12 protein-coding genes are annotated in these 12,103 nt (G+C 64.3%); 10 read left to right on the top strand and 2 right to left on the bottom strand.

Annotated elements, in window-relative coordinates; all coding sequences use genetic code 11:
- Window positions 1–118: 118 nt before the first annotated feature.
- From M3465_RS17155 to M3465_RS11745, 9 genes are all read left to right on the top strand, one after another.
- A complete protein-coding gene (locus M3465_RS17155; protein ID WP_249501944.1) occupies window positions 119–1,588 on the top strand; it encodes a sensor histidine kinase in 1,470 nt (489 codons plus the stop codon).
- 125 nt (window positions 1,589–1,713) lie between these two features.
- Entirely contained in the window at window positions 1,714–2,424 is a 711-nt protein-coding gene (locus M3465_RS11780) for a succinate dehydrogenase/fumarate reductase iron-sulfur subunit (RefSeq protein WP_249501943.1), read from the top strand.
- Complete coding sequence (locus M3465_RS11775) at window positions 2,424–2,750, top strand: succinate dehydrogenase (RefSeq protein ID WP_249501942.1); 327 nt, start codon at window positions 2,424–2,426, stop codon at window positions 2,748–2,750. The genes M3465_RS11780 and M3465_RS11775 overlap by 1 nt, the downstream gene beginning before the upstream one ends.
- Window positions 2,747–3,085: a succinate dehydrogenase, cytochrome b556 subunit gene (gene sdhC / locus M3465_RS11770; protein WP_249501941.1), complete on the top strand. Its 339-nt coding sequence runs from the start codon at window positions 2,747–2,749 to the stop codon at window positions 3,083–3,085. The genes M3465_RS11775 and sdhC overlap by 4 nt, the downstream gene beginning before the upstream one ends.
- Window positions 3,085–4,845 carry an L-aspartate oxidase gene (locus tag M3465_RS11765; protein ID WP_249501940.1) on the top strand — a complete coding sequence of 587 codons (1,761 nt, stop codon included), beginning with the start codon at window positions 3,085–3,087 and terminating at the stop codon, window positions 4,843–4,845. Before sdhC ends, M3465_RS11765 begins: the two co-directional genes overlap by 1 nt.
- A gap of 208 nt (window positions 4,846–5,053) precedes the next feature.
- Entirely contained in the window at window positions 5,054–6,019 is a 966-nt protein-coding gene (locus M3465_RS11760) for a fumarate hydratase (protein ID WP_249501939.1), read from the top strand.
- Window positions 6,006–6,671, top strand: coding sequence for a fumarate hydratase C-terminal domain-containing protein (locus M3465_RS11755; protein ID WP_249501938.1), 666 nt, complete (start codon window positions 6,006–6,008; stop codon window positions 6,669–6,671). Before M3465_RS11760 ends, M3465_RS11755 begins: the two co-directional genes overlap by 14 nt.
- Entirely contained in the window at window positions 6,668–7,768 is a 1,101-nt protein-coding gene (locus M3465_RS11750) for a sulfite oxidase (RefSeq protein WP_249501937.1), read from the top strand. The genes M3465_RS11755 and M3465_RS11750 overlap by 4 nt, the downstream gene beginning before the upstream one ends.
- Entirely contained in the window at window positions 7,768–9,333 is a 1,566-nt protein-coding gene (locus M3465_RS11745) for a thiamine pyrophosphate-binding protein (protein WP_283255030.1), read from the top strand. Before M3465_RS11750 ends, M3465_RS11745 begins: the two co-directional genes overlap by 1 nt.
- On the opposite strand, the gene M3465_RS11740 is transcribed toward M3465_RS11745, so the two are convergent.
- Together M3465_RS11740 and M3465_RS11735 are read right to left on the bottom strand one after the other, a co-directional pair.
- On the bottom strand, window positions 9,330–10,073 hold the full coding sequence (locus M3465_RS11740) for a sulfite exporter TauE/SafE family protein (protein WP_249501935.1): 744 nt from the start codon (window positions 10,071–10,073) through the stop codon (window positions 9,330–9,332). The genes M3465_RS11745 and M3465_RS11740 overlap by 4 nt on opposite strands.
- On the bottom strand, window positions 10,070–10,960 hold the full coding sequence (locus M3465_RS11735) for a LysR family transcriptional regulator (RefSeq protein ID WP_249501934.1): 891 nt from the start codon (window positions 10,958–10,960) through the stop codon (window positions 10,070–10,072). Before M3465_RS11735 ends, M3465_RS11740 begins: the two co-directional genes overlap by 4 nt.
- Window positions 10,961–11,092: 132 nt before the next feature.
- Between M3465_RS11735 and M3465_RS11730 the strand changes: the two genes are divergently transcribed.
- Complete coding sequence (locus tag M3465_RS11730) at window positions 11,093–12,070, top strand: tripartite tricarboxylate transporter substrate binding protein (RefSeq protein ID WP_249501933.1); 978 nt, start codon at window positions 11,093–11,095, stop codon at window positions 12,068–12,070.
- Window positions 12,071–12,103: the final 33 nt, after the last annotated feature.

Below are 12,103 nucleotides of genomic sequence, written 5' to 3'. Positions count from 1 at the left end.
CACATATCCGACCCGCACAGCCTTTGTCTTGTTTGACACCGCCCCGCAGGGTATAGGATGTTGAGCTTGCTAGTTAATTCTTTTCCTTGATCGAATCGGAACCGGGTGGTCGCACGTCGTGGTTGATATCTCTGAACATCACGCGACACCCACGAACCTTGGCGCGCTTGTCAAAAGCGCGGTTGAGCAAGCCCCCGCCGCGGCGCTGCTTTTCCTTCCTGATGACAGGTTTACCCTGCTCTGGCGTAACGCTGCGCATGAGGCCATGACGCAATCGACCGGGTTGGATGTGGCCGGCAGGGGCATGTTCGATGCGTTCCCGCCCAACGAAGGCGGCGACGCCGCGAAGAGCGCTATCGAGGATGCGGTGGCCGTCATCGTGGACACAAGGAACACCGTCGATATCGGCCCCTACCGATACGACCTGATCGCCGAAACCGGCGGTTTCGTCGAGCATCACTGGCGGATGCGCATGTCGCCCGTGATCGAAGACGACAAGGTCGTCGCGATCCTGCAGATCGCGCAGGATGTGACCCGCGAAATTCTCGACAAGAACTTCTCCGAAAGCCTGCAGCGCACCGCTGTGTCGACCGCTGCGCTGAGCTATTTCCGATACGATCCGGAAACCGATCTCTTCATCCGCTCGCCTGCCGTGGACCGGATGTTCGGCTTCGCCGAGGGCGAGGCCGGGGAACATGCAACTCCGTTCTTCGAACGCGTGCATCCCGAAGACGTTCAAGGCGTTTACGACGAGGTCGAACGTATCTTCGCTGCTCCGCGCGGCGAGGTGGCGGCATTCGATTACCGCGTGCCGCAAACCGACGGCAGCGAACGGTTCCTGCGCATCCGCGCCGAGGTCAGTGTCGATCCCGCCGACCGGCGCGAAAAGCTTGTCGGCACCTTCATCGACCTGACCGATGTGGAAACCAACCGCAGGCAGCTGCGCCGCGAATTGTCCCTGCGCGAGGCACTCGTCAACGAAGCCAACCACCGGATCAAGAACTCTCTTGCCATTGCCTTGGCGATGCTGCGCGTGGAGAAGCAGGAGATCGCAAGATCGGGCGAAGGCAGCGCGCAGAGCGCGATGTCAGCGCTTGTCTCGCTGGAAGCGCGGATCAATGCGATCTCCGGGGTGCATGGCATGATGGAACTGGCTGGCGACAAGACGGATGTTTCGCTGCACGTACTGCTCGACCGTCTGGTTTCCCAGACCCGTTCCAGCGTCGGGCTGGGCGAAACCGATCTCCGGCTCATCATCGACGGCGCCGACCGGCGCCTTCACAGCGACATGGCGACGACGCTCGCCATGATCCTGAACGAGTTGCTGACCAATACGCTGAAATACGGGCTCAGCAAGGACGGCTCGGCCGATATCGAGGTCGCGGCGCAAAGCTCTGCGGATGGCACGGTCATCGCCGTGGAAAACAGGATCGAAAGCGCGCAACCGATAGAGGCCATCAGCTCGACCCGAGTCGGCTCTATGCTGATCCAGCAACTTGCCAATGACTTCGGCGCGCATATCGACACCGATACCAAAGGCGACATCTACGCCGTGCACATCACGCTGCCAGAGACGACGCGCGCCTGAAAGTGAAAATTTCTCTTACATAAACGGTAGCTATTTTTGGCTTTCCGTTATCATTTCTGACGTTTACCTTTTCGCTCAAACCCGGAATTGAACCAAGGTGCAACGTGGCGGCTCAAGCGACGGCGATGAAGGTAACGGTCGAGCGTGGTGGGGCGGGCACAGAGTCGCATCGCCAAAGTTTCGATGTTCCGGCTTACGAGAACCAGACCGTTCTCGATGTCGTTTCCTGGATTCAGCAGAACGCCGATCCGACGCTTACCTATCGCTTCGCCTGCCGCGTCGGCATGTGCGGAAGCTGCGCCATGATGGTCAACGGTGTGCCGCGCTGGACCTGTCGCACCCATGTGAGCCGGGTGCTGAAGGATGGCGCGCTGCATGTCGGCCCGCTGCGCAACCTGCCGGTCATCAAGGATTTGGCCGCGGACATGGATCCGTTCTTCGACAAATGGGTCGCCGCCGAAGGGCGCCATCATCCGACGCGCAGCCGCGAGGAGGAGATCCAGCCCGTCGATCCGGCAGCCCCGGAGCGGCAGACCGCCAGCGCCGGGATCGAATGCATCAACTGTGCGATCTGCTATTCCGCCTGCGATACGGTCGCGGGCAATCCCGACTACCTCGGCCCTGCCGCGCTGCAACGGGCGTGGACGGTGTATAATGATGCCAAGGACGCCAACAAGGGTGCGATCCTCGATGCCGTGTCTGGAAAGGGCGGGTGTCATTCCTGTCACTCGATGGGATCGTGCACGCAATACTGCCCCAACGACCTTGATCCGCTGTCTGCGATCCTCGGGCTGAAACGCGCCACGACACGGCGCTTTTTCAAAGGAGCGAAGTGATGGAGTTCCGTCTTTACATGGCGCAACGCCTGAGCGCGTTGGTGATGGCGCCTTTCGTGCTCGTGCATATCGGCGTGATGATCTATGCGATTCAGGGCGGGCTATCGGCGGCTGAAATCCTGGGGCGCACCCAAGGGTCCGCGCTGTGGTTCGCGTTTTACGGCATGTTCGTGATCGCCGTGTCGATCCATGCCGCCATCGGCCTGCGGACCATCCTGCTGGAATGGGCGGGCCTGCGCGGCACGCTACTGAACGCTGCGGCGGCGCTGATCGGAGTGGGCCTCTTCGCGCTTGGCGCGCAAGCGGTCTTGGCGGTGACGCTATGATCGTCGCGCGCGCCCATCCGCTTTGGCTGGCCTATATCCTGCACCGGCTGTCGGGCCTCGCTTTGGCCCTGTTCCTGCCGCTGCATTTCTGGGTGTTGTCGATGGCCGTCACCGATGCCGCGCGGCTGGATGCCTTCCTGACCCTGACCGACATGCCGCTGGTCAAGCTGGCGGAATTCGGCCTCGTCTTCCTGCTGGCCGTGCATGTCTTCGGCGGGCTGCGCCTCCTCGCGCTGGAATGGCTGCCGTGGTCCGCGCCGCAAAAGACATGGGCGGCGGCGGCGGTCGCGGGGTCGTTCCTTGTGTCCACCACCTTCCTGCTGAGGGCGATCTGATGTTCACCACGCGCGACATCGACCGGCACGATACCGACATCCTGATTCTCGGCACCGGCGGGGCAGGCATGTTCGCCGCCCTTCACGCGATGCAGACCGCGCCCGAGGGCACGAAGGTGACGATCGCCGTCAAGGGCCTGATCGGCAAGAGCGGCTGCACCCGGATGGTGCAGGGCGGCTACAACGTCGCCTTGGGCCACGGAGATTCCGTCGAGCGGCATTTCATGGACACGGTCCAGGGCGGCAAATGGCTGCCCAATCAGGACATGGCCTGGCGGCTGTGCGAGCAGGCGGTGGTGCGCATCCGCGAGTTGGAGAACGAGGTCGGCTGCTTCTTCGACCGCAACCCCGACGGCACGCTGCACCAGAAGGCCTTTGCCGGGCAGACCGCGGACCGCACGGTGCACAAGGGCGACCTGACGGGGATCGAGATCATCAACCGCCTTATGGAGCAGGTGCTGTCCCGCCCAGTCGAGAAGTTGCAGGAACACCGCGCCATCGGGTTGATCCCGACGAAGGATGGCAGCGCGCTGGCGGGCGTTCTGATGATCGACATGCGCACTGGCAAGTTTCGCTTCGTCCGCGCGAAGACGGTGCTGATGGCGACGGGCGGCGGCCCGTCGATGTACAAGTACCACACGCCATCCGGCGACAAGACGATGGACGGGCTGGCGATGGCCCTGCGCGCCGGTTTTCCGCTGCGCGACATGGAGATGGTGCAGTTCCATCCCACCGGGCTCTTGGCCGGCGATCATACGCGGATGACCGGCACGGTGCTGGAAGAGGGCCTGCGCGGCGCGGGCGGGCAGCTTGTGAATCACGCGGGTCAACGCTTCATGTTCGACTACGACGCCAAGGGCGAACGCGCCACGCGCGATGTGGTCAGCCGGGGCATCTATGCCGAGATGCGCAAGAACAACGATCCCGAGCAGGAGGGCGTTTTCATCAGCATGGCGCATCTCGAGCCGGATTTCGTGTCCGAGAAGTTCAAGGGCATGGTCAAACGCTGCGCCGATTGCGGGTTCGATCTGGCGGCGGGCAAGGTCGAGGTGGTGCCGACCGCGCATTACTTCATGGGCGGCGTCGTCGTCGATGTGGACACGCGCACGGCGATGGAGGGGCTTTACGTCGCCGGAGAGGATGCGGGCGGGGCGCATGGGTCGAACCGGCTGGGCGGCAACGGGGTGGCGAACTCCACGGTTTACGGCGGCATCGCGGGCGATGTGATGGGGCGCGACGTGGCAGGCTTCGGCCTGCGCGAGCCGGACATGGACGTGATGGAGGCCGAGCTTGCCCGCGCCTGTCACCCGTTCACGCGCAGCCCCGGTCTGGTAATGCCGCTGCGCCAGGACTTGCAGAACGCCATGTGGGACGAGGTCGGCGTGATGCGCACCGAAACCGGCCTTGTGAGGGGGTTAACACGTATCTACAACATACGGGAATCCTTGATGGAAACCGGATTGTCCGCCGACAACCTTGCGTTCAATCTGACATGGCATGATTGGCTCAATCTGGCGTCGCTCTGCGAAGTTTCCGAGGTCATCACCAAGGCCGCATTGGCTCGCGAAAACTCGCGCGGCGCTCATTACCGCGAGGATTTCCCCGATCCCGGCGCGATGGAGGACAGCTATTTCACCGTCGCCCGGCAGGTCGATGGCAAGGTCGAGGTGGGGCGCAAGGACGTGCAGTTCACCATCGTGCGACCGGGGGAAACGGTGCTGCCGGAGGGGGAGCCGGAGACATTGGTGGCGGCGCAATGAGACGGTTAAAGCAAAAGAGCGAAATGCGACGGACAGCGCAACCCGGCGCGACTGCGCCAAGCCCGACCTCCCCCACGGGAGGGCTTTCGTCGATCGGCCCGATGCACGCACGGCGCTGGTGCTTTGTAGAACGACCAACAGCCCGTGATGCAACCGCCCTCCCGAGGTCGGGCTTGGCGCAGCCACACCTTTTCGGAGGGCAGACCCCATGATCCCCCTATCCCTCATCCAGTCCACCGCGGAAACCCTGATGGACAAGGCGGCCATCGACATTCCCGAGGATTACCTCAACGGCTTGCAAAAAGCCGCCGAAACCGAGGACGGTGATCTGTCCAGCTTCGTTCTCAAGGCGATGCTGGAAAACTACGAGGCCGCCAAGGAGGACCGGCGCGCCATGTGCGGCGACACCGGCGTGCCGCGCTGGTTCGTCAAGATGGGCAACGATGCATCGGTCGAAGGCGGCATGTGCGCGCTTGAGACCGCGCTGCGCCGCGCGACGGCGAGCGCCACCAACGGCGTGCCGCTGCGCCCCAACCGGGTGCATCCGCTCTGGCGCACCGATCACGACAACAATGTCGGCATCAATGCGCCAGAGATCGAATACGCCTTCGAGCCCGAGGGCGAGTGGATCGACCTCATCACCGTGCACAAGGGCGGGCTCTTCGGCACCGATTACCGGATGCTTTTTCCCAGCGACGGCATACAGGGGATCAAGCGGTTCTATCTCGACAGCCTGATGGCCTTCGGCAAGCGCGGTCTGACCTGCCAGCCGGCGATCATCGGTATCGGCCTTGGCGGCTCAAAGGATATTTGCATGACGCTCGGCAAACGCGCCTCGGTGCTGCGCACCGTGGGCAGCCGCAACCCCGATCCGCGCATCGCCGAGATGGAGGAGGAGTTCAAGGAGCTGGGCAACTCCATCGGCATGGGCGCGATGGGGTTCGTCGGCAAGAACATGGTGGTGCAGTGCAATATCGAAGTGGGCTATTGCCATACCGGCGGTATGCCCATGTCGGTGCATGCCTTCTGCCTGTCCTCGCGCCGCGCAGTGGCCCGGCTCTGGCCCGATGGCCGCGTCGAATATCGCACCGATCCCGACTGGTTCACCCCCTATATGCGCCGCGAAACCGTGGAATGGGATTCGGTGAAGGAGCCTTCGCATGAGCCCGCGTGAAATCCGCCTGTCCACCACGCCGACCGAGGAGGACATCGCCAAGCTGCGCCTCGGCGATATCGTTTACCTCGACGGACTGATGTATACCGCTCGCGAAGGCGTCTATATGCGCGCCCTGGAGGAGCGCGCGAATATCCCGATGGAGCTGCCCGCCCAGAGCGCCGCGAATTTCCACTGCTCTCCCGCCGCTCGGATCAATGCCGATGGCAGTTTCGACATGGGGGCCGTCACCGCCACCGCCTCGTTCCGCTTTGCCAAATGGCTGCCCGAATGGATGGAGAAGACCGGCGCGAAGCTCATCATCGGCAAGGGGGGCATGACCTCGAAGGATTACAAGAGCTATTTCGTCCCGAACGGCGCGGTCTATCTCTCAACCGTCGGCTACGGCACCGGCGCGCTTCTGGGGCGGGGGGTCGAGAATGTGGAAGCCGTGCATTGGCACGAGGAACTGGGCCTTGCGCAGGCGATGTGGGTCATCAAGTGCAACCGGATGGGGCCGTTCATCGTGGCGTCCGACCTCAATGGCGATTGCCTGTTCGAGCGCGAGAACGCCAAGATCGCGCAGAATATCGACCGGGTCTACGAAGGCACGAAACCCGCTGTGCTCAAACGCTATGGCGAAAGCGATGACCGTTCCGACGAGGTGATATGACGACCAATCCTTTTGCGCCCGACGCGAAGCGCCCGCCCGTGACCGAGGGCGTGTTTTCGCGCGAAGAGGTGGCGCTGGCCAACCGCAACTCCGGTGCCTTGCTGGAAACGCTGGCGCTCGATATCACGCCCACCGGCACGCATTACCTGCTCAATCATTTCGACGTCCCGATCCTGTCCGGGGCCGATCATGTGCTGCGTTTTGAAGGCGCGTTCGATGCGCCCTACAGCCTCACGATGGACGAGATCCGCGCGCTGCCAGAGGTCACGCGCCCGGTAACGCTGGAATGTGCGGGCAACGGGCGGATCGGGGTCAGCCCGCGCTGTTTCTCGATGCCCTGGGCCTATGAGGCGGTCGGCACCTCGGAATGGACGGGAACGCCGATCGCGCCCTTGCTGGAACGCGCGAAACCGCAGGCGGACGTGCAGGATTTCGCCTTTCTTGGCGCGGATTACGGCTTCGACAAGGGCGAGCCGCATCATTTCGGGCGTTCGCTCACGCCGGAGCAGGTGGCTGACCTCGACGTGATGCTGGTCTGGGGCATGAACGGCCAGCCGCTCTTGCCGCAGCACGGCGCGCCTTTGCGGATCATCGTGCCGGGTTGGTACGGCATGGCGTCGGTGAAATGGCTGTCGCGGATCGAGGCGCTGACCGAACGGTATCAGGGCTTCCAGCAGGTGCAGACCTATCGTTTTCGCGCGAGCGAGGACGACCCCGGCCGGCCGATCACGACGATCCGCGTCAAATCGCTGATGGTGCCGCCGGGCGTGCCCGATTGGGTCACGCGGCAACGCTGGATGCAGGCAGGCAAGGTGACGCTTCAGGGGCGGGCATGGTCCGGTGGCGGGGTTCCCATCGAACGGGTCGAGGTGCTGCTGAACGGCGCGTGGAAGGAGGCGGAACTGACGGGCCGCGCGGACACCTATGCATGGACCGGCTGGCAGATCGACTGGGACGCGCCGCCGGGAGTGCATGAGCTGGCCTGCCGCGCAACCGATGCCGAGGGCAATACACAGCCGCTCGACGCGCCGTTCGATATGGCGGGCTTTGCAAACAATGCGGTGCACCGGATCACCGTGCATGTGGCGGCGGCCTGATGCGGGGTGCGGATGCGGTTATGCAGACGCTCGCGGCGCAGGGGGTCAAGGACATCTTCGCCCTGTCGGGCAACCAGATCATGCCGCTATTCGATGCGAGCCTCGATGCCGGGATACGTCTTTACCACACGCGGCACGAGGCGGCGGCGGTCTATATGGCCGAAGGTTATGCACAAATCGCGGGTGGCGTCGGTGTTGCGCTGGTGACGGCGGGGGCGGGGCTGGGCAATGCCATCGCAACGCTGCTGACGGCGCGGACGTCCGACACGCCCGTTGTGCTGTTGAGCGGTGACAGCCCGGCGGCGCAGGACGGCAAGGGCGCGTTTCAGGAGATGGACCAGGTCGCGCTGACGCGCAGCCTGACGAAATGGTCGGTGCGCCCGACGCAGCCGGAGGAGTTGGCCAGAACCATCCACGAGGCGATGCGCGTGGCGCAAGAGGGACGGCCCGGCCCGGTGCACGTGTCGCTTCCGGCGGATCTGCTGGCGGCGGAGTCGCGTGCTGTGCAAGCGCAGGCTGTTGCATCGCCTGATACCCCGGACACCGGGGCGCTGCGCGACTTTCTGGCGGGCACGGAACGGCCGGTCATCATCCTCGGCCCCGCGCTCAATGCAACACGCGCGCCCGGCCTGGCCGAACGGCTGAAAGCCGCAACCGGCGCGCCGGTGATCGTCATGGAAAGCCCGCGCGGAATTGCCGATCCGTCGCTCGGGGCCGCCGGCCCTGTCATCGCGGAGGCAGACCGCATCGCGCTTTTAGGCAAGCCGCTCGATTTCACCTTGCGTTTCGGCGAAGCGGCACCGGGTGCGGACTGGGCGATCGTGACGGCCGATGCAGCAGAGATCGCCCGCGCGAGGCGGAATGTCGGGGCGCGTCTGGCGCTGGAGATCGAGGGCGACGCGCGGGCCTGTGCCGAAGCTCTTTGCGCTTGGACCGACCAAGCGCCGATATCCGGCTGGGCGGCTCGACTGCACGCAGCCTGCAATCGCCGGATGGTATCATGCGGAACGAAAACCGTCATAGATCCCGGAATGTTATGCGCCTCAGTTGATGCAGCGCTTCAGTCCGTGCCGAACCCGGTCCTGATCTGCGATGGCGGGGAGTTCGGCCAATGGGCGCAAGCGGGCATCACCGCACCGCGCCGGATCGTCAACGGGGTGTCGGGTGCCATCGGCGGCGGGCTCTGCTACGCGATGGGCGCGCGCGCGGCGGATCGGCAAGCGACCGTGATCGCCATGATGGGCGATGGCACGGCGGGGTTTCACCTTGCCGAGTTCGAAACCGCGCTGCGCGAGGATCTGCCGTTCGTGGCGGTGATCGGCAATGACCGCCGCTGGAACGCCGAGCATCAGATCCAGATGCGCGATTTCGGCGCCGACCGCGTGCACGGCTGCGCGCTCAGCGGCGCGCGCTATGATCTGGCGGTGGCGGCGCTTGGCGGCTTCGGCGCGCATGTTTCCGATCCGGCGGACCTGCCGAACGCATTGGCGTCCGCATTGTCGAGCGGCAAGCCGGCCTGCATCGATGTCGAGATCGAGGGCCACCCCGCGCCGCTGCCGGATTAGACCGCCGCGCGCAGGGCGATCCCGACACCAAGGAACAGCGCAAGCCCGATCAGGAGCCGGCGGAACGTGTCGTCCCTTAGGCGGCGAAATACCAGAAGGCCGATCTGCGCCGCCAGCATCGCGGCGGGCAGGGCGATCAGGAAGGCGGTGATCGTCGGGCCGTCATAGGCGCCGCGCCACCAGAGCATCGCGGTGGTCGCTGACAAGACAGTCACGTTGAAGGGCTGGAGCACGGCGCGGGTTTCCCGCTTGGGCCAGGGACGCATCGAGCACCAGATCGTCGGCAATGCGCCCGAGAGCGACGCCATGCCGCCCAGAACGCCGCTGACAAGGCCAATGGCGCTATCCAGAAGCGGCGTGCGGCGTTCGAACTTCGGCAGGTCGGCGCGGAAGCTGAAAAATCCGCCATAAAGGATAAGCAGCGCAGCGACCAGCAGCTTGAGCATGTCGGCGTCGATCGCGCCAAGGAGCGAAATGCCGACCGGCACACCGACGAGCCCCGGCACCGTAAAGCGCGCAAGGCGCGGAACATCCACCTTGAGCGCGCTGCGCACCTCCCAAAGCCCCTGCAACCCCGTCACGACCGACATGAGCGAAACGACCGCCACCGCCGAAACCGGATCGAGCGCCACGAGGAAGAACCCCAGTGCGAACAGCGCGGTGCCCGTTCCGGCAAGCCCGTTCACGAAGCCTCCTGCGCAGGCGCCAAGAAGGATGAAGATCGCGGCCTGCCCGCTCATTTCGGGCGCTGCTGCGATTGTGCTACAGCGCTCAGCAGCGCGTTGTGGATCTCCTCGATCACGCGCTGTTTCGGATGGTTCTTGCGAAAGACCAGCCCCAATCTGCGCGATGGCGCGCCGTCGGGCAGGGGCAGGCGTTTGACCGGCAGCGCATAATCGTTGACCACGCAAGCGCGCGGCACGATGGAAACGCCGAGATTGGCGTGAACCATGCTTGCGATCGCTTCCAGATTTTCGAGCTCCATCGTCTCGCTCACGCGGATATCCCGCGCCTGCAGCCATGTCTCGATCAGCGTTCCGACAACGGCATCGCGGTTGAAACGGATGAACGGTTGCGTCTGAAGGATCGCGATGGGGTCGTCATCCGGCAATTCCCGGCTGGCGATCAGGTGAAGCGGTTCTTCGGCGATATCGAGAAACCCCATGCCGGGCGGCATCAGCACCGGGCGCGTGACGATGGCAAGATCGAGCTGCCCGCGGTCGATATCGGCCAGTAGTGCGCCGGTCAGCGCGGGGTGGATGCGGATGCGCAGGTCGGCATATGTCGCGCGCAGGATCGACATGGCGCGGGGCGCAAGGCCGGTCATCGTCGTCGGCACCGCGCCGAGCGTCACTTCGCCCGAGAAACCTTCGTCGCCAAGCACGGACGGCACGAGATTGTCGTAATCGCGCACAAGTTTGCGCGCCTTTTCCGTGATGGCGCGCCCCACCGGGGTCAGTTCCGGGGTGCGGTGGCTGCGGTCGAAGAGGTCAAGGCCAAGTTCACCCTCAAGCGTGCGCATCTGCTGACTGACGGCCGCATGGGTGATGAACACCGCGTCGGCGGCTTCGCTGAAGGTCTTGTGATCGGCGACGGCGATCAGTGTCTTGAGAAGGCGAATGGACATCTCGCACCGGGGTATTGTTCGCAGGGCTTACGGAAGATGTAAGATTTTAATTCTTCATCTAAGCTTATCTTAAGGTTACGGTGATGCAAGAGCCTGTGAAGGGCCGAAATGAAACACGGGAGGAGAGGATTTATGACATATCAAAGAATGGGCGCCACAATCGCGCTCTGCGCGGGTCTGGCCGCGACGGGGGCGCTGGCGGAGTACCCGGAGCGGCCGATCAACATGATCATCCCCTATGGCGCCGGCGGGGCAACGGATATCTCGGCGCGCACCATCGCGGAGCCGCTGGGCAAGGCGGTCGGCAAACCGCTGGTGATGGCGAATGTCACCGGCGCGGGCGGCGCGACGGGATCGGTCGCTGCCCAGAATGCCAAGCCGGATGGTTACACCATGCTCTTCGCGCGCGTGGGATCGCATTCGGTGAACCCGGCGATGAAGGCGACGCTGCCCTATACGCTCGATGATTTTCGTTTCGTCACAGTCTACGAGATCAACCCGGTTGCCTGCGCCGTGCGCGCGGGCAGCGGGATCGAGACGATGGACGATCTGATCGCCAGGGTGAAGGAAGGCGGCGTCAGCTATGCCTCCTCGGGCGTGGGATCGCTGCTGCATCTCGCCGGCGCGATGGTGCTCAAGGAGTTCGGCGTGGAAAACCCGCTCGAGCAGGCGACGCATATCCCGCAAAAGGGCGGCGGCGCGGCGGCGACGGCGGTTCTGAACGGCACGGCGACGTTCCTGTGCACGAATTCCTCCGCGGTGGCGAGTTTCGTCGCCAACGATCAGCTGACCCCGCTGATGGTCACGACCGAAGAGCCGGTCGTCGGTTTCGATGCGCCCACCGCGAACGAGCTTGGCAAGCCGCGGCTCAACCAGCTTGTCGGCTGGACCGGGATCGCGGGGCCGGCGGGCCTGCCGGACGATGTGGCCGCCAAATGGGGCGACTGGATGGCCCAGGCGGTTCAGGATCAGGAATTCCTCGATACGATGCAGGCGCGCGGATCGGTGATCGAGCTGATGGACCCGGAAGCGGCGAACGACTTCATCGAAGGGCAATACAAGGTCTTCAAGGCGCTGGTCGACGAGCTGGGGATGCGCGTCGAGGGGTGAGCCGCGCGCCGGACCTTGCCAGACCGCCGCGCC

Source organism: Marivita sp. GX14005, from assembly GCF_023370775.1.
Taxonomy (GTDB): Bacteria; Pseudomonadota; Alphaproteobacteria; order Rhodobacterales; family Rhodobacteraceae; genus Marivita.
The sequence above is the reverse complement of the archived record's forward strand: the minus strand, read 5'-3'. Positions and strand labels throughout refer to the sequence as shown.